Origin of the sequence: Dialister sp. (genome assembly GCF_036343215.1) — a bacterium.
In the GTDB taxonomy this organism is placed as follows: Bacteria; Bacillota; Negativicutes; order Veillonellales; family Dialisteraceae; genus Dialister.
The window spans coordinates 22,096-47,852 of record NZ_JAZASU010000001.1; the positions used below are offsets into that span (position 1 = coordinate 22,096).

Here is a 25,757-nt window from a genome sequence, read left to right on the forward strand (position 1 = left end):
TTCCATAGTGTTTTCTGATGAGATTGGACTTTAAATTTCCGAAAAGGGGAATTTACAGCATGCTGCGGGTCTATCATTTTCATTTTTCGTAGAGAATTTCAACTTATTCTTTCAAATTTTAATTAAGAGCGGTTATTTTCAGCTATATATGGTAAAATGATATGGTGTAATAAATTGCGAGATTACATATTTTATTTTTCTGACCGTAGCAGGAGGAAACTATGGCAAAAGATTATTCTTTCGATGTAGTATGCCGCACAAATCTGCAGGAAGCTGCCAATGCAGTGAACCAGGCATCCAGGGAAATAGGAACCCGTTATGATTTTAAGGGATCCAGGAGTTCCGTGGCTTTGGAGGATGGAAAAATAACCCTGATAGGGGATGATGATTTCAAATTGAGACTGGTCCGGGATATCCTGAATACGAAACTGGTAAAACGGGGAATTTCTTTAAAAAATATTAAGGAACAGAAAAAGGAACCGGCTGCAGGAGGCACAGTCCGGCAGGTACTTGAACTGCAGAATGGTATTTCATCTGAAATGGCAAAGGATATCGTTAAACGGGTGAAAGGTTCGAAAATCAAAGTTTCCGCCAAAATTAACGGGGATGAAGTCCGGGTCAGCGGAAAAGATAAAGATGATTTACAGGCTTGCATTGCATTCCTGAAGCAGCAGGATTTAAATGTAGAGCTTCAGTTTGTCAATTACAGATAAAGGATATTCATGAAACCAGAAGAAATGATAGGGAAAGTTCTCCGGGAAGGACACACGACCGGGGCTACAGCGGCTGGCGCAATGAAGGCCGCCATTCTCGCGTTGAAAGGAGAATTCCCGCATCAGGTTACCGTGCTATCCCCCCAGCGTCAGGAACTTATTATTCCCGTGGAATCTGCTGCTGCGGAGGGAAACAGGGGATCTGCCACATGCCTTAAGGATGCAGGCGATGATTTGGATTGTACCAATGGTACTCCGATTATTGTAACTGTAGAGCTTTCCGATAAACCGGGCATGGAATTAAAAGCAGGAAAAGGGGTTGGCATCGTTACCCGTCCCGGACTTCAGGTCCCGATTGGGAAGCCAGCTATTAATCCCGGGCCTCAGATTATGCTCCGTTATGTTTATGAAGAACTCGTAGGAAGAGAAAGAGGTCTTATAGTTACAGTCAGTATACCCAAAGGCGAAGAACTGGCTAAACAGACTCTGAATCCTGCCATAGGTGTAAAAGGTGGGATTTCTGTCCTTGGAACGACAGGTATTGTAAAACCCATGAGCGAAGATGCTTATAAACGCTCTTTGGCTCCCCAGGTTCCCGTGGTTTGGGCATCAGGGTATCGGACTGCTGTCCTTTGTCCGGGCCGCATCGGTGAAAATGCGGCAAAAATTATGGGAATACCGGAAGGGGCGATTATTGAGACCAGTAACTATATCGGCTTCATGATGGAACAATGTATTGCTCGCGGATTTGACAGAATGCTTCTTGTTGGTCATATGGGTAAACTTGTCAAAGTCGCTTCCGGGAGTTTCCATACTTATAACAGAAACAGTGATGGCCGGATGGAGACCATGGCGGCTTATGCTGCTATGAACGGTGCATCTCCTGCAGTGGTTAGAGAAATCATGGATTGCAATACCACTGATGGGGCGGCTATTATCGTTCATCGCGAGAATCTGGACATGATTTATGGACAGATGGCAGAACGGGCACAGGTTCGTTCAGAACGGTACATTTTTGGAAAATCGAAGGTCGGTATTATTTTTGCCGGCATGGATGGTTCTATCCAGGCTATGAGCAGCCATGCAAAGGAGATTTTGGAAGAAAATAAATGGATCATAAAATAATTGTGGCCGGTATTGGGCCGGGAAGCAGGGATTTCATCCTTCCCAAAGCGTTAAAAGCGATTGAACAGGCCCATTACCTGGTTGGCGGCCGCCGGGCTCTTTCCGATTATGCGCATGAGGGGCAGGAGACTTATCCGATTACAGGAAAACTCACGCTTTTGGCCGAATGGCTTGAAAAAGCAATTATAAAAGATGATGTAGTCGTCATGGTCAGTGGGGATCCCGGCTTTTACAGTCTTCTTCCCTGGCTGAAGAAAAAATTCAGTTTCTGTCCTGTGGAAGTTATTCCCGGAATTTCCTCGGTTCAGGCTGCATTCTGTCTCATAGGTGAGCCCTGGCAGGGGGCTGCCTGGCTTTCCTTCCACGGCCGAATCCCGGATGAACGGGACACGGCTTATCAGTCAGGTAAAAAGCTGGCTTTCCTTACGGATTATGAACATAATCCCTCTTTTATAGCGGATTATCTCATAAAGCAGGGATGGCCCCAGGATACCAAAGCTGCTGCCTGCGAACATATTTCTTATGAGAATCAGCATGTATATGAATCTACTCTGGCCGAGATGACCGGTTTAGAGGGGTTTGGTGAATCAGTAATGGTGGTGATAGGCTAAGATGTACAATTTTGGTATTCAAGATGAGGAGTTTATTCGGGGAAAGGTACCGATGACAAAAGCCGAAATCCGGGCCATGGTTATGGTAAAAGCAAAAATCAGGCCTGATGATATCGTCGCCGACATCGGTGCAGGTACAGGGTCCATTTCCATTGAGGCGGCACTTGCTGCTTCTCATGGAGAAGTGTATTCTATTGAAAGAAATCCGGAAGGAATTCAGCTGATCAGGGAAAATGCAGAAAAATTCGGCTGTGGGAATATTCATACCATTACCGGCTCAGCACCGGGAGCTATGGATGAACTGCCGCCTTTGGATGTGATCATTATCGGCGGCTCCAGTGGGAATATGCATGAGATTCTGAATCGGTGCGAAGACCTGCTTAAAAAGGGCGGGCGTATTATTCTAACTGCCGTAACCGCAGAGACGACCGGGGAAATTGTCAGGGAATTCGATGGCCGGCCTTTCCGATTGGATGGGTTCCAAATGCAGATCAACAGGCTTAGGAAGTTGGGACGTTATCACCTGTATAATCCTTTAAGCCCTGTCTTTATCTTTACTGCAGAAAAAATTGAGGAGGATTTATAATGGGAAAGCTTTATTTTATTGGTGCAGGACCGGGAGATCCGGAGCTGATTACACTTAAAGGGAAAAGACTGATCAGCGAGGCAGATGTCATTATTTATGCCGGCTCTCTTGTTAATCCGGAAGTATTAAAGTTTGGCAAAGAAAATGCTGAAATTTATAATAGTGCTACCATGAATCTGGATGAAGTGCTGGCGGTCGAAATTGAAGCCCTGAAAGCAGGGAAAATAGTGGCCCGTGTGCATACGGGAGATCCTGCTATTTATGGTGCCATTCAGGAACAAATGGATGGACTTCGGGCGGCCGGAATTCCTGAAGCAGATTTTGAGGTTGTTCCCGGTGTCAGCTCCTTCCTTGCGACGGCAGCTGCCCTTAAACAGGAATATACACTTCCGAGTATTTCTCAGACAGTGATCATCACAAGAATGGAAGGGCGTACTCCGGTTCCGCCGAAGGAAAAACTATCTCTGCTGGCAGCTCATCAAGCAACCATGTGCATTTTCCTTTCTGTTCATGCGATTGAGAAAGTCATGGCTACTCTTAAAGAGGGCGGCTACCCTGGTGATACTCCCGTGGCTATCGTTGCGCGGGCGACATGGCCGGATCAGAGAATTTTCCGCGGTACCATTGATACAATAGCCGATATTCTTCACAAAGCAGGCGTAGTTCGCCAGGCTATGATCGTCGTTGGTAAAGTGCTGGATACTGATTATGATTTATCAAAGCTTTACGACAGCAAATTTACTACTATGTTCCGTAAAGGGACTGATGAACAATGAAATATGCCATTATTTCGGTTTCCAGGGCAGGGGCCATTTTGGGAAAGCGCATTAAAGCCGCTATGATGGGGGATATAACCCTTTATGAAAGAATCGGCTCAGAGAGTGGGGAACCGGCTGAATATTTTCAGCGTACTCTGGCACTGACATCTGAAATATTTTCACATTACGATGGTTTGCTTTTTATCATGGCATCAGGTATTGCCGTGAGGGCTGTTGCTCCTCATGTGATAAGTAAAGCCAGTGATCCGGCTGTGCTGGTTATGGATGAATGTGGGAAGCATTGTATCTCTCTTTTGTCCGGACATCTGGGCGGTGCAAATGCCTGGGCCCGGGAAGTCGCTTCTGCTATAGGCGCGGATCCCGTTATTACGACAGCTACTGATGTCCATGAAAAGCGGGCACCTGATGACATTGCACGGCAGCTGATGATGCGGGTATATCCGCTTCCCGCACTGAAACCGGTAAATAGCCTGATTGCGGAAGGAAAAAGCGTCTGCTGGTTTATCGATGAAAACGTTGATGGAGCGGATTCGATTTCTTTTCGATTGGAAGAAAAAGGAATCACAGCGTTCCCGCTGAAAGAAATTGGAAACAGGAAATTTGATGGATCCGTTATCATATCCGATAATACGTATCGGCATGATAAACCTTGTGTTTATTTAAGACCTAAAAATCTGTTTGTTGGAATCGGCTGCAAACGGGGGACACCGGAAAAATTGATTCAGGACGCTTATGAACAGGCTCTCGCGCAATGCGGCGTTTATGGATATCAGGTGGCATCTCTTGCGAGTGTAGATCTGAAAGCTGATGAAAAAGGTCTTCTTGATTTTGCTTTTCATAAAAATCTTCCCATTCATTTTTATAAGGCTGAGGAACTTAGAAAAATAACGGAAGATTATAATCTTGATATTTCTAAATTTGTTGAAAAAACGATAGGAGTAGGTAACGTATGTCAATCTGCAGCGCTAATGGAATCGAAGAAAGGGAAAACGGTTCTGCCGAAGACAAAATTTGCCAGTGCAACTGTGGCGATAGCAAGGGGATTATCCGGGTCATCGGAATTGGACCCGGACATAAGGAAGAAATGACTTTTAAGGCAGTTGAAGCCATGAAGGATTCTGATATTATTGTTGGATATAATACCTATATTGCCCTGGTTCGCGATATGATTCAGGGGAAAGAAGTTGTAGGTAATGGCATGCGGCAGGAAGTCGACCGCTGTCAGAAGGCAGTCGACCTTGCTGTGGAAGGGCATAAAGTGGCTGTTATTTCTTCCGGAGATCCCGGTGTTTATGGGATGGCGGGCCTGGTCCTGGAACTTCTTCAGAAAGTGCCGGAAGAAAACAGACCGGCATGTGAAATCATTCCGGGGCTGACTGCCGCCAATACTTCTGCGGCCGCTTTGGGGGCTGCACTTATGCATGATTATGCAGTCATCAGTCTTTCTGATCTTATGACTCCCTGGGATCTGATTAAGAAGAGAGCCCGCCTGGCGGCAGAAGGGGATTTCGTTATTGCCATTTACAATCCAAAGAGCCGCGGCCGTGCGACATATCTTGACCAGATCAGGGACATCGTCCTCCAATTCCGGAAGCCTGAAACCCCGGTAGGAATCGTCAGAAAGGCGGGCCGTCCCGGTATGAACTGGACCATTACTACCCTTGAGAAACTTCCGGAGGCACAGGTGGATATGCAGTCTACTGTAATTATTGGAAACAGTAATACCTATGTGGCTGATGGAAAGATGATTACGCCAAGGGGGTACAGGGTTTGATCTGGATTATTTCTGGCACTCAGGACGGGAGAGAAATAGGAGCGGAACTGGCAGATCGGGAAATGAGCAAACCGGAAGCTGAGCGAAGGGAAATACTTATGACCGTTGTCAGTCAGTACGGAAAAGTCCTGGCTCAGCATGAGGGGCTGGATATTGAAGTGGGTCGTTTTAAAAAAGAAGATATGATCCAGGTCATCAGGGAAAAAGGAATTTCCCTGATCCTTGACGCCAGTCATCCTTATGCGGCAATTGTTTCGGAAACGGCATCGGCAGCATGTGAAGAAACAGGTATAGATTATGTCCGCTATGAAAGGGCAGAATATCCGCTGCCTGATTATGATAAACTTTATCACGCAAAAGATGAATTTGAAGCGGCCGATCTGGCAGGTATACTGGGTGAAAGCATCCTTTTGACCACAGGTTCAAAAACCCTTTCCACTTTTGTTCACGCAAAGGCACTGCAGGGTAAGACGATCTGGGCACGGGTTCTTCCTTTATCCAGTGTTATCAAGATGTGCGAAGACCTCGGTATGAAGGCAAAAAATATTCTGGCCCTCCAGGGACCGTTTTCCTATGAAATGAATCTTGCCATGATTCATGATTATCACGCAGACGTCATGGTAACAAAGAATGGCGGCCTGGTTGGCGGTAGTGATACGAAACTCAAAGCTGCCATGGATGCCGGAATTTCAGTCATTGTTATTGATAAGCCAAAAGCAAAAATTACAGGAGTTCCGATTTTTGATACGGTCGAAGCCGTTTTGAACTATATGGAGGAACATTATGGATTTCATAAAGAACCCAAGAGCAATTGAAGAAAAGAGCATGGATCTCATCGATCCTTTTATCAGTGATATAGACCTTACTCCGGAAGAAGTGACCGTATATTCCAGAATGATTCATGCATCCGGAGATGTGGATTATGGACATCTGATCCAGACCAGCAAAGGAGCAGTAGAGGCCGGTATTAAAGCTCTGGCCGGGGGCTGCAACATTTATTGTGATGTGAATATGGTCAAGGCCGGTATTAACAAAAGAGCACTGGCAGCTCTTGGCGGCGATGTATTCTGCCGCGTTGCTGATCCGGAAATTGCTCGTATCGCTAAAGAAAAAAATATTGCCCGGTCCATGGCAGCCATGAATTCCTTTGGAACCGATCTGAACGGCTCCATTATTGCTGTCGGAAATGCTCCTACCGCCTTGTATGAAGCTATTCGTCTGGTGGAAGAGGATGGAATTAAGCCGGCACTGATTATCGGCATACCGGTTGGTTTTGTAGGTGCTGCCGATTCTAAGGAACAGCTCGTCAGAAGAGCGCCCTGTCCGTTTATTACTGTTCGTGGAACAAAAGGTGGGAGTTCCATTGTTGCATCCTGTGTTAACGCTCTGATGTATAACCTTGTGAAAAGAGACAATATGCTGTACGTACAGGGAAAGAAATAATTTATTATTTTGAAATAACATTTATTTTAGCTTTCAACGCCCTTCATAATTATTTTGTGATGGGCGTTTTTGTAATTTATTTTCATTTCTTATTGTATTAATATTGGGAAATGATATAATTAATTAAAGCTGATAGTATTGATGCTGTTTAATTAAAGAAATGCAAATGAGTCAAAGGATAAATAAGCTTTTTTTAATTTAAATTACATCATATGTTGCTTTTAAGGAGTGATGCTGATGAATGAGAAGCAAAAGGAGACAGGGAAAAGCAGAGGTCTAAAGGTTTTTATTATCTTTATCTTTGCGGTATTCACTGTTTTCGCCATGGTTTACAGTTTGTTGTTTGGCTCAGCTGATATTTCATTTTCAACAATTATTCACACACTCGCGGGAAATGTGGAATCTACCGATGAAATGGTCATTTGGAATATCCGGTTCCCAAGAAATATTGTTGGTGCTCTTGTGGGTGCCAATCTGGCTGTATCCGGGGCTATTCTGCAGGCAGTGATGAAAAACCCGCTGGCAGATCCGGGGATTGTAGGCGTATCAAGCGGTGCCGGTCTTGCCGGTGTCATGATGCTGATTTTCATGCCCGAAGCATCTCTGCTTTTGACTCCGGTAGCTTTTGTGGGTGCCATGCTTTCAGCTGCGGCAGTATATGCTCTGGCCTGGAAGAATGGTATACGTCCAAGTCGAATTATTTTGGCCGGCGTTGCTGTCAGCGCATTCCTGGGTAGTGGTATTTCCGCGCTTCTTGTATTTTATTCTGATAAAGTACAGGGGGCTCTGCTTTGGATGGTAGGCGGTCTTTCCGCAAGAAGCTGGCCACAGGTTGAGGCGCTTTTCCCTTATACCGTACTTGGACTTATCCTTGCTCTTGCTGGCTGCAAAGCTTTGACCATTTTAAGTTTAGGCGATGAAACGGCCCGGGGTCTTGGCGTTCCGGTAGAAAAAGTCCGTTTTTCCATGACTGCTGTAGCGGCCCTTCTTGCTGCCGGTGCCGTAAGTATTGCAGGACTCATTGGTTTCGTTGGACTTGTCGTTCCACATATCGTAAGACTTATTATCGGTACTGATTATAAATATGTAGTGCCGGGATCAGCCATTCTTGGAGCAGGTGTCCTTGTATTTTGTGATACTCTTGGACGAGTATTGTTCTCTCCTATTGAGATACCTGCGGGCATCATTATGGCATTTCTGGGAGCCCCGTTCTTCCTGTTCCTGTTAAGGAGGAGTGCATAATGGATGATATAGCGATTAATATTTCAGATATTCATGTGTCTTTTGGAAATCATCACGTTTTAAGAGGCGCGAGTGGGGTCATTAAGAAGGGAAGCATTTGTACTTTCCTTGGTCGGAATGGCTGTGGCAAATCTACACTTCTTAAAGCTGTCACGGGGAACCTGAAGCCGCAGAAAGGCTCTGTGGAAATTGCAGGAAAGCCTTTGTCTGCATATTCTACAAATGAGTTATCGAGAGTGGTTGCGTTCCTTCCACAGTTCCATGACGTTCCAAAGGATATGACTTCAGAGGAACTTGTTTCCTGCGGGCGATATCCTTACCAGCACTGGTGGACCGGCGTGTCAACCAGGGACCGGCAGGTGGTAGCTGAGGTCATGGAAAAAACAAATACAAGTCATCTGAAGGATCGTTTGGCTGCCAGCCTGTCCGGTGGCGAAAGACAGAGAGTATGGATTGCAATGGCTCTTGCTCAGGAGCCGAAAATCCTGATCCTTGACGAACCTACGACTTACCTGGATATCTGTCATCAGCTTGAGGTTATGGAACTTGTATCAAAGCTGAATAAAGATGAAAATCTGACGGTAGTCATGGTTCTTCATGAAATCAACCAGGCAATCCGTTATTCTACTGACGTACTTGTGGTAGAAAACGGGATCATCCAGCGCCATGGTCCTCCGATGGAAGTTATGACGCATGAAGCTATTGCGGAAGTGTTCAATGTAGATGCAGACATAGAGATGCGTCGCGGACGCCCGAGCATTGCCATTAATGGTCTCCTCGATAACTCGACGGATTGATGTTTTGTTGTATTTTGATTCGATCATTAAATTACAGTAAAATAAAAAGCTATGAAATCAAATGCACTTGGTTTCATAGCTTTTTTTATTGTAAAGAATAAAGTTATTGATTACTTTTCATAGGCCAGAGAATAAAGTTTTTCCATGGCATCTGGGGTTTTTACCCCTGGGTTCATAAGGAAAAGTTCCTGTTCAAGGAAGTAGACTTTATTATTCTGAACGGCCTTGAGGTGTGCCCAGGCAGGATTGCTGCGCATGGATTTATCAAGCATCTTGTTGATTTCATTCTTTTTGCCCATGGTTACGATGTAGATGATATCCGGATCATCTGCGGTAATCTGTTCGAGAGAATAGGGAACCGTTTTGCTGTCAAGTCTCATATCTTTGTGTTTTGTAATGACATTGTCCATTTTGAGCATTTCAACCATGGAAGCACAAATGGAATGAGGAGTTTCAGCTGTTACGGCTTTATCGGTAGCCCGGAGTACGGCGACTTTGGCAGGTTTCTGTTTTGCAGCTTTATCTTCAATTTCTTTAATACGATTTTCGTATGTTTTGATTACGTTATCGGCTTTTTCCTGCTTGTTGTAAATCTGTCCCATAAATTTCAAAAGAGGAACATTATCTTCAATCCCTTCGTACTGAATAAGTACATAGGGAACATGGTTGCTTTTCAGGAGGGATTCCAGTTTGGAGTTCTGATTCTTCTCACCAAGGACAAAATCAGGCTTCATCCCGACAAGCGTTTCCATATTGATATTCTGCACATGGCCAAGGGTTGGAAGAGATTTGGCTTCTTCTGGAATTGGGCTTGTTGTTTCAGGTCTGGCAACTGAAGTACCGCCTATGGCATAAGCCATATTCAGCAGTGGGGCGGAGAGGGTGACAATACGTTTAGGGGCAGCTTTTAATTCTACTTTCTGATCTTTATAAGTATAGGTCAGGCCATTACCGCTGCCGGCATTTTGGGTTGAACCGCAGGCGGAAAGGGAAAAGCACAAAGCGCCGGCTGCAAGAAGAGCTAATAATTTTTTCATGATTTGCTCCTTTATTTCATAAATTAATGTATGTATGAAAGAAACCCCTTCGCCGAGATGACGGAGGGGAAATCTTTCTTAATGAAGAGATAAATCATCTCTTACATATCATATCATAAATTATTTCTGGAGTGCATCAAGAGCTTCGGTTGCACGATCAACATAGAGACCGCGGATGTTAGCGTTTTCGCCAAGGCCATGGATGTAGGTCTTTACGTTGAAGCCTTCCTTGGTCAGGATGCTCTTATGGGAATCCGGTTCATCACCAGCCATATCGTTGTTAGCATGGTCGCCTGCAACCATCATGATCGGCATAAGGGTTACATTCTTGTAGCCGCCAGCTTTCAGCTTCGGGATAACGTCTTCCAGATTCGGACGGCCTTCAACGGAGTAAACAAATACGCCTTCCATGCCGAGTTCCTGGATACGGTCCTGAATTACGGAGTAATAAGCATTGCCCGGATGCGGAGTGCCATGAGCCATAATCAGGGTAGCATCATGTTTGCCCATCTTCGGGAACTGGGAGGACAGAGCTTTCAGGAAATCAACAACCTGATCCGGTTCACCTTCGGTGCCCTGGAAATACATCAGTGGGGTAGCAAGGGAAATCTTCTTGAAATGCGGCACCTGCATCTTGGTTACTACAGAGTCGTAGCTGTATTCCATGCCCGGAATGACATCGAGGGATACAACTGCTACACGAGTGTAGCCTTCATCCTGCAGTTTTTTGAAAGCTTCTTCCGGGGTCATCTTTGTGATGCCTTCGTTAGCTTTTACACGGTCAATAATGATGTGGGAGGTATATGCTTCAAATACCGGAACATCAGGATGAGCTTTCTGGATAGCTGCTTCTACAGCATCAATTGTCTTATTACGAGTGTCTGTAAAGGTAGTACCAAAGGTCATTACCAGGATAGCATCTTTATCTGGCGCATTCTTCATGGCCGGGTTTTCAGCAGTCCATACGCCTACGGTGGAAGCTTCGCGGAGAGCCGGGGTTACATCCTTAACTTCCGGGTTCAGTTCATAAGCGCTGGCAGTCATGCCCATTCCCAGTACGCAGAGAGCAGCCATAGATGCGGTTAAAACACTTTTAAGACTTTTTTTCATGCAAAATCACTCCTTTGAAAATTTCCTGAAACTCAGGTTTTTGTACAGTCGACGGATGATAGCCTTTTTAAATCAGTTTCCTGAACTCGGGTTCATCTTGTCTGTACTTTGCATAACTTGATTCTAGTACAACATTATCTGAAAGTCAATTAAATTTTTAAGAAATACTAACTTTTTTCGCATTTAAATTAATCTATTGGCTCTATAAATTAATAATTTATTTGAAATATGGAAGCCCTTGATTTTATATTTTTATCTACGGAAATATTTTAACCTGACACTCATGCTTCGATATTTGGAGAGAAATATGCACTTTTCCCGGCCGGCTGCTGCACACTTGAAATCTTGTTTATTTAACTGTATTCGATATCATTATCATGGTATAATGATATGAAAACTTTAAAAAGGTGGTATGTATTATGTTTTCCGGAATATCAAATTATCTTGGCCTGGATATGGGTTCGTCTCAGGTGCGTATATACCAGAAGGATAAAATTATTTTATCTGAATCTTCTGTGGCAGCGGTAGATAGTATTTCCGGTACGGTTCTTGGATTTGGCACCGACGCATTGATTCGTTTTCATAGTGCTCCGGAAAATTATTACCTGAAGTTTCCTGTCCGGAATGGCGTTATTTCCGATTATGATATGACGAAAGCAATGCTTCGTTTTTTTGTCAGCAAGGCTTTGCATCGTTCTGTCAGCCGTCCTGTAGTTATGGCGGCAATCCCTTCAGAAATCAGTTCTGTAACGAGGCATGCCCTTGTGGATGCACTAGTTCATGCAGGAGCTCAATCTGTTTATCTGATTCCATCCCCGGCTGCCGCTGCGATCGGATCAGGCATGAATCTTGAAATTCCATCTGTTTCTGTTTCCCTGGTGCTGGGAAGGGATGTTTCGGATGCCGGGATTTATAGCTGCGGCGGGATTGTCAGCCAGATTGGAGCTTCTTTTGGCGGACATAGCATAGATCTGGGAATCTGCCAGCATATCCAGAATAAATATAATATGTTTATCGGTCTGGATCAGGCGGAAAAACTGAAATGCGAAGTTTTATCTCTCGTGCGAAAGACGGAGAATCATGTATTTACAGTTCGTGGGCGCAGGCTGACTGATGGTGTGGAGGTGGTCGTTGAAATCTCAGTGACTGAAATGGCTTCTGTTATGCAGCATCTTATGAAACCTGTGGTTCACCTTATTAAGCAGCTGCTGCATGGTGCTACCCCGGAAATGGCTGATGATTTATTGAAACAGGGACTGCTTTTGTCTGGAGGAAGTGCCCGGATTGACGGAATCTCCGAATGGCTTTCTTATGAATTGGGGATTCCGGTTAAGGTTCTACCTGAACCGGAAAGTATCATTGCAAAAGGCTGCTATGATGCATGCCTTCTGGAACATGAACATTCCATGCTGATAGAAAATGGTGAAAAATATTACGGGGGAACATAACCTTGATAATCTTTGATAAGAAAAAAATCATAAGCGTCATATTGCTGTTTGCATTTATGGCTGTCTGCGGCTGGTTTTGGAGACATCGGGAGTATATTCCTTTTGTTTCGCAACCCCTGACCACGGCTGCGGCTCCTTTTGAGTATGGTGTTAGTCGCGCTGCGTGGGCTGGTGAAAACAGCATTGATATACTTAAAAATGTTTTTTCCAACTGGAATGAACTGGATCGGCTTCGTAAGGAGAATGAGAGCCTTAAAACAGAACAGAATAAGTACAGTGAGATACTGGCAGAAAATATACGGCTTCGGGATCTTCTTAATTTCAAGCGTGGATATACAAGTTATCATCTTTCCGGAGCTTCTGTGATTGGAATGGATTATGGCGGATGGACTCATACAATCCTTATAGACCGTGGCACCGACAGCGGATTGCAGAAATACATGCCCGTTATTGTACCGGGGGGCCTTGTTGGATTTGTCAGTGAGGTATATATGAATTCATCCAGGGTACAGCTCCTTCTGGATCCCCGTACTACTGTAGGGGGAATTGTACAGAGACCGGCATCTCGCGTCGTTTCCATGGTGACAGGAAACAGTGGCAATCCCGGGTATATGGCCTTTATCTCTCTTCCTAAAGAAGCAGATGTTATCAAAGGAGATACCATAGTCACTTCCGGTTATGGCGGTGTTTATCCCAAAGGGGTCGTTATTGGTACAGTAGAAAAAGTTGATAACGAAGGATCTGACGGGACCCAGTCGGCAGAAATCAAACCTGCGGCAGATTTTTCCCACTTGGAGGAGGTATTTGTCATTACAGACCATATCCAGAAAGTAAGGCCTGAAAGCATCATTGTTAAGCCACCCAAAATCGAACCGCCCATGAATCCGAACAAGCAGCAGGCAGGTGACAAATAATGGCTGGCTATAATTTGGTGATACTGATTTTCTCCATTTATCTGCTTCAATCTTCTTTGATGCCTTTTTTATTCAATGGTGTATTTCAGCCGGATTTATGTCTTGTTATTGTTACCTTGTCGGCAATCATGCTTGACCGGAGGAGTTCTTTGATTCTTGCTTTTGCGGAAGGATTCCTGCAGGACATCGTGATTGGCAATATGTTTGGGCTTCATCTTCTTCCCTATCTGGTGATTGCCCTGCTTTTGCTTGACTTTGGCAGAAAAAGATACAATCGGCATTGGTATGTTTCTATAGCGGTAGTTGTGATTACGACGATTGTTTATTTTATAATTTCCGGACTACTTATCAGATTGTCCGGTATTCATTCTTTTTCATTTTATTCCTGCCTGTATACTATCCCTGTAACAGCGTTCATGAATGGCTGCTGTGCTTTGATTTTTCATAATTTGATGCGTGTTATTAAGAAGGAGGAGGAGAATCTTTGGTGAAACGCCACGTTCCTTCCATTCTTGGCAGTCTGGTCAAAGATAAAGAGGAATCCAGATATGTCAGGATGATTTATGCGGCAATTATTCTCCTTCTTGTGCTTGGCATCCGCTTGTTCTGGATGCAGATCATCGAAGGCAGTTATTATAGAAATGAGGCAGATGGTAACAGGATCAGGCATCTTCCACAGTTGGCATCAAGGGGAGTCATGTATGACAGAAATGGAGTCATTCTGGCCGGGTCCAGGCCTGCCTATAGTATTATTATGCCTGTGGACAGAAAAAAGAACAGCCTTGACGAGGAAGAACTGACTCGTTTGTCGTCCATGCTTAATAAATCAAAAGATGATTTGAAGAAAAAAATCGAAGATAACAAGCTGGCTTTTGGGGCTATTTATCTCGCAAATGATGTGGGTATTGATGTAGCTACGCTAATTGAAGAAAAAAAGGACGAGTTCCCTGGAATAGAAATTGAGGTAAATCCGCTAAGAGTTTATCCTATGGGAGCTGCAGGAGCGCAGATCCTGGGTTATGTTGGTGAGGCAGGGCCTGATGACAGGGATGCAGAAGGAAATCCTTATAAAACGGCCACCCTCATAGGGCGCTCCGGTCTGGAAAGGCAGTATAATCAGTTCCTTGAAGGAAAGAATGGCACCAGAACGATTGAAGTCAATGCTTCCGGGCAGCCGGTCCGTTATGTGGATGGTGAAGCTGCCGTATCCGGCAATAATATACGCCTGACTTTGGATGCGCATCTTCAGCAGGTAGCAGAAGATGCTATTGACAGGCAGGCAAGGAATCTGGCTGCTGCCGGTGTTTTTACTACCGGGGCTTCTGCAGTCGCAATTGATCCCAATACGGGTGCTATTCTGGCTATGGTCAGCTGGCCCAGCTACGATCCAAATAAATTCAGTAAAGGCATTTCTTCAGCCGATTGGAAGCAGATTATTGAAAATAAAAATCATCCTATGCAGAATCGTACGATTTCCGCCATGTATCCGCCCGGCTCTCTTTTTAAAGTTATTACAGGTGCAGCTGCGCTGGAATCGAAGGTGACCACGCCAACTGAAAGGATTTTTGATAGTGGTAAACACTGGCTTGTTGATAAAAGAAATTCGGAAGGAGAAGCTTTCGGATGGATTAATTTTTATGATGCAATCCAGAAATCAGATAACGTTTACTTTTATGAAATGGGCCGCAGACTGGGCATAGATCGTATTTCTGCAATGGCAGAGGAATTTGGTCTTGGAAGAGCAACTGGTATTGATTTGTCCGGTGAAGCGGATGGTAATGTGGCAAGTGAACAGTACAAACTGAAAGTATTTCATCAGGACTGGTATCTTGGGGAAACGATGGATGCCGCTATTGGCCAGAGTTTTAACCTGACTACTCCAATCCAGATGGCCATGGTCTATGCTTCTATAGCAAATGGGGGATTTCGCTACAGACCATATCTGGTTAACCGTATCGATAAGCTGGATGGTACTCCTCTTAAAATTTATTCTCCGGAACAGACAGGGACGCTGCCGGTTTCTAAAACAACACTGGACGATATTCATAAAGCTCTCCGTATGGTTATGACCAAGGATGGGACCGGAGGTCTTCTATTTTCAGATTATCCTGTTCCGATTGCGGGGAAGTCTGGTACGGCTGAAACGAATGGCCTGGATAATGGATGGTTTGTGGCCTATGCGCCTTTTGACAAACCGGAAATCGTTGTTCTTTGTATGTTTGAACATAGCGGCTTCGGTTCCGAGTCAGCTGCACCGGTAGTTAAGCAGATTATGAATGCCTATTTCCATTTGGGTGACTTTGCGCCTGCCAAAAATCAGGATACGAAGACGAGTAAAAATGGGGGGAAGGAATGATGGCTGCAATATTTTCTATTGCCTCTGGAAAAGGCGGCGTTGGGAAGACTCTCATAACAACATCCTTTGGCATTCTGCTATCTCGCCAGGGGAAAAAAGTTATCATGATCGACGGAGATATGGGGCTCAGAAATATGGATCTGGGGCTGGGTGTTGAAAATGAATGTCTTTATAATATCTATGATGCTGCACAGGGAAAATGTTTTCTGGAAGAAGCGATTATACCGGTTTCGAAAAATCTTGACTTCTTGCCTGCTTCTCAGAACGATTCCTGGGACACGGTATTTCCTTCTGCTTTTGATACAGTCCTTGAGGATATACAGAATTCCTATGATTTTATTCTGATTGATTGTCCTGCCGGGCTGGGGAAAGGAATAGAAACTGCGTTTTCTCTCTCTGATCATGTTGTTCTTGTGATTGCCCCTTCCTGGGCTTCCCGCAGAAATGCAGATCGGCTGAGAACCATGGTGAAACCTCAAATTTCTGCCCATTTTGTCCTGAATCAGTTCTCTTATGTGAATGACAGGCAGATTGGTTTTGATGATATGCTGGAAACAGTGGATCCTGATTTATTTGGAGGTGTGCTTCCTTATTCGGAAGCAGTTAATCAACTGTCTCATTTTGGACATATGACAGAACTTGACAATGATTGCGCTTTCTCGAAGGCCCTGGCATATATATTACGAAGCATTCTTGAGGACAAAGAGTTTCCTGTAACCCGCTGGAAGAGTCTGGTATGTCAGGGAGATAAGGAAAATGAAAAAATTTTGAATGGGCTTCCCCTTCGTAAATCACATTACGGACTCACCTGGAATTCCGGCAGTAAAGTTTATAGACGTCGGAGGAGATGACATCCATGAATCTGATTCGTTACTGGCGTCGTATAGACAGTACGCTGCTCCTGACAGTTTTAGGACTGGGAATCATATCTCTTATGATTATTTCCAGCGCCACCCATGCTAATATCGGTCATACGGGCCAATATGATTTTCTCATGAAGCAGGGAATATTTCTGGCAGGCGGTCTGGTTATAGCGGGGGCTTCTATTTATTTTGATTACAGAAAGCTCTTAAAATTTATTCCGGCCCTATTTGTGATTAATCTTGTCATGCTTCTCGTTGTTAAATTTGCGGGGGCCAGTGCCCTTGGCGCTCAAAGGTGGATTCAAATTGGCCCATTTACACTGCAGCCATCTGAATTTGCGAAATTGATCATGATCATATGCCTGGCCAGACTCCTTTCGAGAGGTCGTGATAAAGGTGGTTACCGTACCTGGAAGAGCTTGATTCCGGTGGCGGCCTTGATGTTCGCTCCCACATTATTGATTTTTATTCAGCCGGATCTTGGAACAAGTCTTGTTTTTGCATCTATAACATTCGGTATGCTTTATATTTGTGGACTCAATATGAAACTGGTACGTCATGCCCTGATAGCCCTGGTTGTAGTGTTTCCACTGATCTGGTTTTTTGTTCTTCACAGTTATCAGAAGATGCGTATTCTTGTTCTCTTTAATCCCAGTGTGGATCCATATGGTTCCGGATATCATGTTATCCAGTCAAAAATATCGATTGGCAGTGGGGGATTTCTGGGGCAGGGACTATTTGAAGGAACTCAGAGTCAGCTCAATTTTCTCCCTGAAAATCACACGGATTTTATTTTTTCCGTTATTGGTGAAGAACTTGGGTTTATAGGAGCTGTATTTGTGCTTTTTCTGTATTTCCTTCTGCTTTACAGGGCTCTAATGATTTCTCGTTCTTCGGGGGACACTTTTGGAAGTCTTCTTGCCTGCGGTATTTTTTCAATGTGGCTTTTCCAAATTTTTATTAATGTTGGAATGACTCTTGGCATTATGCCGGTAACGGGTATTCCCCTTCCTTTCATGAGCTACGGCGGCAGTGCCCTTTTAATGAATCTTTTATGCGCAGGATTATTAATGAACATTTACCTGCGGCGAAAAAAATTGATGTTTGATTAGGAGTAATTATGAATCCAGTAAAAATTGACCCTGTGTGGCTTATGCATATCCAGAAGCCGGCAAGATATATTGGCGGTGAATGGAACAGCGTAGTAAAAGATCATGACCGGATCGATGTGAAGGTGGCTTTAGCTTTTCCGGACGTTTATGAAGTGGCCATGAGTCATTTGGGATTGAAAATTATTTACAGCGTCCTTAATGCCAGAGAAGATACTTTGGCTGAACGGGTTTATGCTCCCTGGGTGGATATGGAAAAATTGATGAGGGAAAAGCAGATTCCCCTCTACACACTGGAGTCGAAGTGTCCGGTAAAAGACTTTGATGTCCTTGGATTTACCATGCCTTTTGAGATGTGCTATACAAATATTTTGAATATGCTTGATCTTGCCGGTATTCCTAAGCTATCCAGAGACAGAACAGAGGAAGATCCCCTTGTCATCTCCGGTGGTCCATGTGTGTATAATTCGGAACCGGTGGCTGATTTCTTTGATGTGTTCTTTATAGGGGAATCAGAAGAGGCCATCAGTGAGATGGCTGATATTGTTAAAAGCTGGAAGAAAAATGGGAAACCGGGAGGCCGAAAATCTGTTATCAGAGAAATTGCGTCTATCCCGGGCTGCTATGTTCCAGGCCTGTATAAAGTTTCCTATTATGAAAATGGTATTTTCCGTGCTGTGCAGCCTTTGGACGATGGTATTCAGTTCCCTGTCAAAAAGAGAGTTGTTAAGGACTTTGAAAATGTCCATATAGATGATAAGCCGATTCTTCCCCATATTGAAATCGTTCATGACAGAGCTGTTCTTGAGATGTTCCGCGGATGCAGCCGTGGATGCCGTTTTTGTCAGGCTGGCATGATTTACAGGCCGGTTCGGGAAAAGAGTGAAAAGAAACTGCAGGAAATTGCTGATACTTTAATCCGAAATACCGGCTATAATGAGATTTCATTGATGTCCTTGTCTTCGGCTGATTATTCATGCCTTCCGGAGCTTGTGGATCATCTGCTTGAAACTTTTAAAAACAGGCGTGTTTCAGTAAGTCTGCCATCACTAAGGGTAGATTCTTTTTCTATAGATATAGCGAAGAAAATCCAGCAGGTCAGGAAAAGCGGACTTACACTGGCACCGGAAGCAGGTACACAGCGTCTTCGTAATGTTATTAATAAAGGTGTCACCGAAGATGATATTATGGGGGCCTGCAGCAATGCTTTCCGTAATGGCTGGAGCAGGGTGAAGCTTTATTTCATGATGGGGCTTCCAACTGAAACCGATGAAGATTTAAAGGGGATTGCTGATCTTGCTTATCGAATTCATGATCTCTATCATGAGATTCGTGGTCGTTATGATTGCCGTATCACGGTCAGTGTGGCCAGTTTTGTGCCGAAACCTTTTACCCCGTTTCAGTGGATGCCGCAGTGCAGTGTGGAGGAAATAGAAAGAAAACAGCAGTACCTGAAGAGTCTCTTTAATAATAAACATATTAAATTGGCTTACCATGATGCTGAAACAGGTTATCTGGAAGCTGCTCTTGCCCGTGGAGACAGGAAGTTGAGTAAAGTCATTTTGAAGGCCTGGGAAAAAGGCTGCAAGTATGACAGCTGGACAGAGTTTTTCAATTACGATGCATGGATGGAAGGCTTTAAAGATTGCGGAATCGATCCTGATGAATATGCTGCTCGTAAAAGAGATGAATATGAAGCGGAGCCCTGGGACCATATCGATTGCGGTGTAACAAAAGATTATCTCAGAAAAGAATGGCGTATGGCACAGAGAGGGATCCTGACAGGAGACTGTCGTCATCTGCCCTGTAACGGATGTGCCGTTTGTCCGGATCTGTCTGTGAAACTGGTAGATCATAAAGAGGAGAACATACATGAGAAGGCTGTTTTTGTCTATCACGAAAGGTGAGGAGCTTCGCTTTCTGGGGCACCTTGATTATTTGAGGACTCTTGAGCGGGCCGTTCTGCGGGCTGGTATTCCTGTGGCATTTTCGGAAGGTTTTAATCCACATATGAAGCTTTTCCTGGATTCAGCTTTGGGAGTAGGAGTGACTGCGGACCCCCTGTATCTCGCTATGGGTCTTGAGGGAGATATGGCGGTAGAAAAGGTAAAGAAAAATTTATCGTTGCAGCTGCCAAAGGGTATTCAGATTCACAGTATTGTTGAGGCACAGGATAACTGGCCTAAATTTGTGGCCGTGTTTAATGAAGATGCCTATGAAATGGAAGGCCCTGTATGTGAAGGATTTGATGAACAGGTGGCCGAAAAGGCTTTGAAATCTCTTGAGTTATTTAATAATCTTCCTTCATTTCTTTATAAGAGGGTAACCCCAAAGAAAATTCGTGAAATGGATGTAAAGCCTATGATTCTTGAACCTATGAAATGTTCGTTCCATAATAGGCGGGCTCATCTGACTTTTTCCCTGGTGCGGAGTATGACCGGTACTGTACAGCCGAAGGATATATGGAAGATGCTGGCAGAGTCCTTCGATATGCCCTGGATTCCGGGGGAATTCATCTGCTCCCGTACCGGTACCTATCGCAGGGTCAGGGGGAAAAGGCTGACTCTTGAGGATCCTGGCGTATTTGATGGATTATTGAAAGGAAAGTAATGAAACAGCTTCTGCTAAGCGTACGCGCTGAAATCTCTACATTGGCTTTTCTTGATAATGGGGTATTGGACGATCTGATCGTAGAATCTTCAGATGATGAAGATATAGTCGGCAGGGTTTATAAAGGCGTTATCAAAAATGTAGTGCCTCCGTTAAACGGAATGTTTGTGGATATCGGCATCGGCCGTAATGCATTTCTGCGTACGAAGGATATTGTACTGAAGCAGCCTCACACGGAAGGATCCTCCATACTTGTACAGGTCGAGAAAGACAGTACAGAAACAAAGGGGCCACTGGTGACTGAAAAGGTCAGTTTTGCAGGTAGGTATGCGGTGGCTTTGTGGGGGTCCGAATATATTGGTATTTCCAAAAAAATCAGGGATGAATCGATACGCAGCCGCCTGAAAAGATATGCCGCGGAGATATGTCCTTCCGGCTTTGGGCTTATAGTCCGCACGGCTGCTGAAAGTATATCCGGAGAAGTCTTTAAGAACGATTTGATGTCTCTCAGGCATATGGCTGAAATCGTAACGAGACGATTTAAGCTTGAAAAGGGGCCATGCCTGCTGTATCGGGACGGGGATCTGGCGGTTAAAAGCGTCCGTGATTATCTCTCTGATGATGTGGATTCCCTGATTGTGGATGACCAGAAGACTTGGGAACGGCTGCATACTATGGCGCAGGATGAATTGCCGGCATATGCAGAAAAGATAAAACTCTATGACAATAAAGATGTTCTTTTCTCAAAATTTCATGTCAAAGAGCAGATGGAGGCACTTTTCCTGCGCTCTGTGCTGCTTGAATCAGGAGGATCACTGGTTATAGACTACACAGAAGCGTTGACTGTTATTGATGTCAATTCCGGATCTTTCAGAAATAAAAATATTCCCCATGATGAACTTGCTTTTTTGATCAATAAATCAGCAGCACATGAAATTGTCAGGCAGATTCGATTGCGCGGCATTGGCGGAATCATCATTATTGATTTTATTGATATGAAAAAAACGGAAGAAAAGGAAGAACTGCTTCGTATTTTGCAGAGAGAGGCTGGCAAAGACAGAGTTAAAACCGTGGTTTGCGGAATGACGTCTCTGGGTCTTGTGGAAATGACCAGAAAAAGGACATCCCACCGGTTATGGGAATATTATTTTGATATCTGTCCTTATTGCCACGGAAACGGGAAAGTGCTTTCTGTCAAGGCTGCTGCGGAACGGATCATGGAGGACTTGGAAAGCAGGAGAAAAGCAGGACCGTTCAAGGATGAAATAGAAATCCGATGCAATAAAGAGGTGGCAGATTTTCTAAAATCCGCTGATCTTCGGAATCGGCTTTTCAAAATTGCAGGCCATGCTGTGTCTCTGGAAGGAGATTCCATGATCGGCAGAGAAATCTATTCTATTTTAATGAAGTGAGCAGGAGATAAAATGATCAGGAATATTCACTCACAATCGGATATGGATGAGGAATTTCTGGAAAAGAAAGGATTGATCCTGCTTGAACTGGCAGCAGGATGGTGCAGACCCTGTCAGCTTATGGAGCATGCTTTCTCCGGCGTGGAAGAAAAATTTGGCGGTAAAATCCGTCTTTGTCGGATAGACGTTGATGAACTCGAAGAAACCGAATCCCTCTTTAATTTGCAGGGCGTCCCCACGTTTATCCTTTTTGATGGAGACAGTGAACTGGGGCGAATTATAGGGTTCCGGCAGGAAGAAAAATTCTTCGAAGATATCGACAGATTTTTGCATTGATCCGATGAGCTGAAGGAATTGAAAATTTATTTTAAAAATATATTTTTAATTCTTGCAATACACAAACAGGTTTGTTATAATAGCAAAGAATTCTCTATGTATTTGAAGTGAGGTGCAACAAGTGAAAAAGGGTATCCATCCGGATTATCATCCAGTCGTTTTCCGCGATATCGGTGCTGACTACTCTTTCCTGACCCGTTCTACAGCTACTTCCAATCAGACTGTGAAATGGGAAGATGGTAATGAATATCCGCTGATCAATATTGATATCAGCAGCAAATCCCATCCATTCTATACAGGACAGCAGCGTTTCGGGAAGGCTCGCGGCCGTATCGAAAAGTTCAACAAACGTTACGGCAAAACATCCGACTGAGAAGCAGGGCGCAAGCCCTGTTTTTTTAGTGCCCCCTGTTATACCTTTCCATGATATACTACTAAAGGTAGTCCTGTGATTAATTTTGAATCATTATGAGGAGTGTTATTATATGCAGAAGAGTAAGCTTGATGGAATGGAAGCCCGATATATAACGCTGGAAGATCAGTTGAGTGATCCTTCTGTTATTGCTGATCAGAATAAATGGCGCGCCCTTTCCAAAGAACATGCGGAATTGGGAGAAATTGTCGCCAAATACAGGGAATATAAAGATGCGATAAAAGGCGCAGAGGATGCTTTGGAAATCCTGAATGATAAAGATCAGGAAGATCTACATGAACTGGCAAAAGAAGAATTAAAGGAAAATGAAAAACGAAAGGAAGAACTTGATTTTGAAATTCATAAGATGCTGATTCCCAGGGATCCAAATGATGGAAAGAACGTCATTCTTGAAATCCGTGCAGGTACCGGTGGGGAAGAAGCGGCCCTTTTTGCTGCGGACCTTCTGAAAATGTATATCAAATTTGCTGAAAGAAAAGGCTGGAAACTGGAAATTGCAGATGCCAATGAGACAGATCTGGGTGGTTTCAAAGAAGTCATCTGTACCATTGATGGAGAAAATGCCTATTCTATATTAAAATTTGAAAGCGGCGTACATCGCGTACAGCGTATACCTGAGACCGAAAGCCAGGGCAGAGTCCATACCTCTGCCGTTACTGTGGCAGTCCTTCCTGAGGCGGCTGATGTGGACATCGATGTAAAAAGAGAAGATTTGAGGATTGACGTTTACCGTTCTTCCGGTGCCGGTGGTCAGCATATCAACAAAACGTCCTCTGCCATTCGTATTACCCATCTTCCTACAGGAATCGTAGTGACCTGCCAGAATGAAAGAAGTCAGAGGCAGAATAAGGAAAAGGCTCTGCAGATATTGAAATCCAGATTGTATGATAAAGCCTTGAGAGAATCAAAGAGCAAAGAGGCGGCGGACAGGAAAAACCAGGTCGGCTCCGGAGACCGTTCTGAACGGATCCGTACATATAATTATCCCCAGGGAAGAGTGACCGATCATCGCATCAATATGAGTATTTATCAGCTGGATGATTTTATGAATGGAAATATGGACGCAATTCTTGACAGGCTGATGGAAGACGATCTTGCCAGACGAATGAAAGAAGGAGAAGCCAATGGCCGCTAATACCATTTGGACCATAAAGAAGCTGATAAACTGGACGACACAATTTTTTAAAAAACATGGTATAGAATCCCCCAGACTGGATGCCGAGCTGCTTCTGTCCCATGTTCTTCATAAATCCAGAATTTATTTATATACTGATTTCGACCTGATTGTGAATCCTTCAGAACTGGCGCAGTATCGGGAATATATAAAGAAAAGAATCAGTGGTTTTTCTACTGCTGCAATTATCGGCGAAAAGGAATTCATGGGAGTAACGCTCAAAGTCAATGAACACGTTCTGATTCCGCGGCCTGATACGGAAACCTGGCTGGAGAAAGTAATTCAGTATCATCGAAATGAACCGGGATTGACAGTTGCGGATCTTGGTACCGGAAGTGGCGCGATTCTTTTAAGCTTTCTTTATTTCTGCAGAGAAGATAGAGGCGTGGGAATCGATATTTCTGAAAAGGCTCTTGAAGTAGCCAGAGAAAACAGCAAAAATCTAAAACTGGATGACCGGATAGAATGGAGACAGGGAGATTTTCTTTCTGCATTAGGGAAAGATGAGCTTTTTGACGGTATTCTTACCAATCCGCCATATATTCCGTCATCGGATATCAAAGACCTTGATTCTGAAGTTTTACATGAACCTCATCTGGCCCTGGACGGCGGGTTTGACGGTTTGGATTTCTATAGAAGGCTGGCGAAGGATTCCGCTTCATTTTTGAAACCTGGAGGATTTCTGGCTGCAGAATTTGGTATCCATCAGGCTGAAACAGTGCTGGAACTGCTGAAATCTTCAGGCCATTTTGTATCGTTTGAGGTGATTAAGGATTATGGCGGCATCGATCGGGCCTTGTATTGCAGAAAGAAGCTTGAATCATGATTACGGAAATTATCAAAACGGATGAATCCTATTATGTGAAGAAAGTTTTCGAACTTGGAAAAATCCTGAGAGATGGGGGACTTGTCGCATTCCCGACTGAGACCGTTTACGGTCTTGGCGGTAATGCCCTGGATTCGGACGCTTCCCGAAAAATTTACGCTGCCAAGGGACGTCCATCGGATAATCCCCTGATTGTTCATGTATCTTCTTCGGAAGAAGTGATCCATTATGTAAAAGAAATAAGTCCGCTTGAACAAAAATTAATGGATGCTTTCTGGCCCGGTCCATTGACAATCGTATTTCCAAAGGAAGATATTATTCCTTCAGAAACTTCCGGCGGTCTCTCCACAGTAGCCATAAGATGCCCTGAAAACAAGGCAACCCGGGCTTTAATCAAGGCTGCCGGCGTACCTCTGGCAGGACCCAGTGCAAATATTTCCGGAAGGCCAAGTCCCACCACTGCAGAAGCCGTATTTCATGATATGAATGGAAAAATTCAGGCTATTGTTGATGACGGCCCCTGCCGGATTGGATTAGAATCAACGATTATTGGGATAGAAAATAATCAGATAGTTATTTACCGGCCTGGCGGAATCACACTTGAAATGCTTTCTTCTTTTGCCCCAACAGTGGTGGATCAGGCGATTCTGGAAGCGGGAAGTCATCCGAAGGCTCCGGGAATGAAGTATCGCCATTATGCACCTGCAGCACCTTTGACTGTATATACCGGCAATCAGGAAAAAGTGGTTCGCAAAATTTTAACATATACGACTCTTTCTGATAAGAAGTATGGATTTCTTGTAAGCAGGGAAACAGCGGAAAAACTTCCTGATGGCAGTCCTCTTTTCATTTGGGGCAGCCGTGATGATAAGGAGAGCCTGGCCCATAATCTTTTTAACGGACTTCTTTACTTTAATGAACATCCGGTAGACCAGATCATTGGAGAAGGCACCGACTATAAGGGGCTGGGGCTTGCCATTATGAACAGGATGACGAAAGCTTCCGGCTATCATATTGTCGTGGTGAAAAAAGATTAAAGGGGCATACTCGGAAGTACAT

General features: G+C 44.2%; 27 protein-coding genes. 25 read left to right on the top strand and 2 right to left on the bottom strand.

What is annotated here, in order from left to right:
• Positions 1-221: 221 nt before the first annotated feature.
• The 11 genes from VZT47_RS00100 to VZT47_RS00150 all read left to right on the top strand — a co-directional run bounded on the left by VZT47_RS00100 (position 222) and on the right by VZT47_RS00150 (position 9,070).
• Positions 222-713 (top strand): YajQ family cyclic di-GMP-binding protein, encoded by a 492-nt coding sequence (locus VZT47_RS00100; protein WP_330222949.1) that lies wholly within the window; start codon positions 222-224, stop codon positions 711-713.
• A gap of 9 nt (positions 714-722) precedes the next feature.
• The gene (gene cbiD, locus VZT47_RS00105; protein ID WP_330222950.1) at positions 723-1,838 is read left to right on the top strand and encodes a cobalt-precorrin-5B (C(1))-methyltransferase CbiD; all 1,116 of its coding nucleotides are present in this window, start codon (positions 723-725) and stop codon (positions 1,836-1,838) included.
• The gene (gene cbiE, locus VZT47_RS00110; RefSeq protein WP_330222951.1) at positions 1,823-2,449 is read left to right on the top strand and encodes a precorrin-6y C5,15-methyltransferase (decarboxylating) subunit CbiE; all 627 of its coding nucleotides are present in this window, start codon (positions 1,823-1,825) and stop codon (positions 2,447-2,449) included. Before cbiD ends, cbiE begins: the two co-directional genes overlap by 16 nt.
• A 1-nt stretch (position 2,450) precedes the next feature.
• Positions 2,451-3,035 carry a precorrin-6Y C5,15-methyltransferase (decarboxylating) subunit CbiT gene (gene cbiT, locus VZT47_RS00115; protein WP_330222952.1) on the top strand — a complete coding sequence of 195 codons (585 nt, stop codon included), beginning with the start codon at positions 2,451-2,453 and terminating at the stop codon, positions 3,033-3,035.
• Positions 3,035-3,811: a precorrin-4 C(11)-methyltransferase gene (cobM, locus tag VZT47_RS00120; protein WP_330222953.1), complete on the top strand. Its 777-nt coding sequence runs from the start codon at positions 3,035-3,037 to the stop codon at positions 3,809-3,811. Before cbiT ends, cobM begins: the two co-directional genes overlap by 1 nt.
• A 38-nt stretch (positions 3,812-3,849) precedes the next feature.
• Positions 3,850-4,902 (top strand): cobalt-precorrin 5A hydrolase, encoded by a 1,053-nt coding sequence (locus VZT47_RS00125; protein ID WP_330222954.1) that lies wholly within the window; start codon positions 3,850-3,852, stop codon positions 4,900-4,902.
• The gene (gene cobJ, locus VZT47_RS00130; RefSeq protein ID WP_330222955.1) at positions 4,899-5,588 is read left to right on the top strand and encodes a precorrin-3B C(17)-methyltransferase; all 690 of its coding nucleotides are present in this window, start codon (positions 4,899-4,901) and stop codon (positions 5,586-5,588) included. The genes VZT47_RS00125 and cobJ overlap by 4 nt, the downstream gene beginning before the upstream one ends.
• The gene (gene cobK, locus VZT47_RS00135; RefSeq protein WP_330222956.1) at positions 5,585-6,403 is read left to right on the top strand and encodes a precorrin-6A reductase; all 819 of its coding nucleotides are present in this window, start codon (positions 5,585-5,587) and stop codon (positions 6,401-6,403) included. Before cobJ ends, cobK begins: the two co-directional genes overlap by 4 nt.
• Entirely contained in the window at positions 6,372-7,031 is a 660-nt protein-coding gene (locus VZT47_RS00140) for a precorrin-8X methylmutase (protein ID WP_330222957.1), read from the top strand. The genes cobK and VZT47_RS00140 overlap by 32 nt, the downstream gene beginning before the upstream one ends.
• Positions 7,032-7,268: 237 nt before the next feature.
• Positions 7,269-8,273, top strand: a complete 1,005-nt coding sequence (locus tag VZT47_RS00145) for a FecCD family ABC transporter permease (RefSeq protein ID WP_330222958.1) — start codon at positions 7,269-7,271, stop codon at positions 8,271-8,273.
• Complete coding sequence (locus VZT47_RS00150; protein WP_330222959.1) at positions 8,273-9,070, top strand: ABC transporter ATP-binding protein; 798 nt, start codon at positions 8,273-8,275, stop codon at positions 9,068-9,070. Before VZT47_RS00145 ends, VZT47_RS00150 begins: the two co-directional genes overlap by 1 nt.
• Before the next feature lie 110 nt (positions 9,071-9,180).
• Here the strand turns inward: VZT47_RS00150 and VZT47_RS00155 are convergent, their stop codons facing one another.
• Positions 9,181-10,107: an ABC transporter substrate-binding protein gene (locus tag VZT47_RS00155; protein ID WP_330222960.1), complete on the bottom strand. Its 927-nt coding sequence runs from the start codon at positions 10,105-10,107 to the stop codon at positions 9,181-9,183.
• 120 nt (positions 10,108-10,227) lie between these two features.
• Positions 10,228-11,217 (bottom strand): sirohydrochlorin cobaltochelatase, encoded by a 990-nt coding sequence (locus tag VZT47_RS00160; protein ID WP_330222961.1) that lies wholly within the window; start codon positions 11,215-11,217, stop codon positions 10,228-10,230.
• Positions 11,218-11,636: 419 nt separating this feature from the next.
• Here VZT47_RS00160 and VZT47_RS00165 point away from each other — a divergent pair, with 419 nt between their 5' ends.
• The 14 genes from VZT47_RS00165 (at position 11,637) to VZT47_RS00230 (ending at position 25,735) form a co-directional block, all read left to right on the top strand.
• Positions 11,637-12,665: a rod shape-determining protein gene (locus VZT47_RS00165; protein WP_330222962.1), complete on the top strand. Its 1,029-nt coding sequence runs from the start codon at positions 11,637-11,639 to the stop codon at positions 12,663-12,665.
• A gap of 2 nt (positions 12,666-12,667) precedes the next feature.
• Positions 12,668-13,579, top strand: a complete 912-nt coding sequence (mreC, locus tag VZT47_RS00170) for a rod shape-determining protein MreC (protein ID WP_330222963.1) — start codon at positions 12,668-12,670, stop codon at positions 13,577-13,579.
• The gene (gene mreD, locus VZT47_RS00175; protein ID WP_330222964.1) at positions 13,579-14,070 is read left to right on the top strand and encodes a rod shape-determining protein MreD; all 492 of its coding nucleotides are present in this window, start codon (positions 13,579-13,581) and stop codon (positions 14,068-14,070) included. Before mreC ends, mreD begins: the two co-directional genes overlap by 1 nt.
• Complete coding sequence (gene mrdA, locus VZT47_RS00180) at positions 14,067-15,935, top strand: penicillin-binding protein 2 (RefSeq protein WP_330223152.1); 1,869 nt, start codon at positions 14,067-14,069, stop codon at positions 15,933-15,935. The genes mreD and mrdA overlap by 4 nt, the downstream gene beginning before the upstream one ends.
• The gene (locus VZT47_RS00185; RefSeq protein ID WP_330223153.1) at positions 15,935-16,786 is read left to right on the top strand and encodes an AAA family ATPase; all 852 of its coding nucleotides are present in this window, start codon (positions 15,935-15,937) and stop codon (positions 16,784-16,786) included. The genes mrdA and VZT47_RS00185 overlap by 1 nt, the downstream gene beginning before the upstream one ends.
• 5 nt (positions 16,787-16,791) lie before the next feature.
• Entirely contained in the window at positions 16,792-17,910 is a 1,119-nt protein-coding gene (gene rodA, locus VZT47_RS00190; RefSeq protein WP_330222965.1) for a rod shape-determining protein RodA, read from the top strand.
• An 8-nt stretch (positions 17,911-17,918) separates the two neighbouring features.
• Positions 17,919-19,814, top strand: coding sequence for a TIGR03960 family B12-binding radical SAM protein (locus VZT47_RS00195; RefSeq protein WP_330222966.1), 1,896 nt, complete (start codon positions 17,919-17,921; stop codon positions 19,812-19,814).
• Complete coding sequence (locus tag VZT47_RS00200) at positions 19,795-20,517, top strand: TIGR03936 family radical SAM-associated protein (protein WP_330222967.1); 723 nt, start codon at positions 19,795-19,797, stop codon at positions 20,515-20,517. The genes VZT47_RS00195 and VZT47_RS00200 overlap by 20 nt, the downstream gene beginning before the upstream one ends.
• Positions 20,517-21,929, top strand: a complete 1,413-nt coding sequence (locus tag VZT47_RS00205; RefSeq protein ID WP_330222968.1) for an Rne/Rng family ribonuclease — start codon at positions 20,517-20,519, stop codon at positions 21,927-21,929. The genes VZT47_RS00200 and VZT47_RS00205 overlap by 1 nt, the downstream gene beginning before the upstream one ends.
• 12 nt (positions 21,930-21,941) lie before the next feature.
• Positions 21,942-22,265 carry a thioredoxin family protein gene (locus VZT47_RS00210; protein WP_330222969.1) on the top strand — a complete coding sequence of 108 codons (324 nt, stop codon included), beginning with the start codon at positions 21,942-21,944 and terminating at the stop codon, positions 22,263-22,265.
• Positions 22,266-22,386: 121 nt separating this feature from the next.
• Positions 22,387-22,638 (top strand): type B 50S ribosomal protein L31, encoded by a 252-nt coding sequence (locus tag VZT47_RS00215; RefSeq protein WP_008858969.1) that lies wholly within the window; start codon positions 22,387-22,389, stop codon positions 22,636-22,638.
• A 112-nt stretch (positions 22,639-22,750) separates the two neighbouring features.
• Positions 22,751-23,833, top strand: coding sequence for a peptide chain release factor 1 (prfA, locus tag VZT47_RS00220; protein ID WP_330222970.1), 1,083 nt, complete (start codon positions 22,751-22,753; stop codon positions 23,831-23,833).
• A complete protein-coding gene (prmC, locus tag VZT47_RS00225) occupies positions 23,823-24,698 on the top strand; it encodes a peptide chain release factor N(5)-glutamine methyltransferase (RefSeq protein ID WP_330222971.1) in 876 nt (291 codons plus the stop codon). The genes prfA and prmC overlap by 11 nt, the downstream gene beginning before the upstream one ends.
• Complete coding sequence (locus tag VZT47_RS00230; protein WP_330222972.1) at positions 24,695-25,735, top strand: L-threonylcarbamoyladenylate synthase; 1,041 nt, start codon at positions 24,695-24,697, stop codon at positions 25,733-25,735. Before prmC ends, VZT47_RS00230 begins: the two co-directional genes overlap by 4 nt.
• The last annotated feature ends 22 nt before the right edge of the window (positions 25,736-25,757 follow it).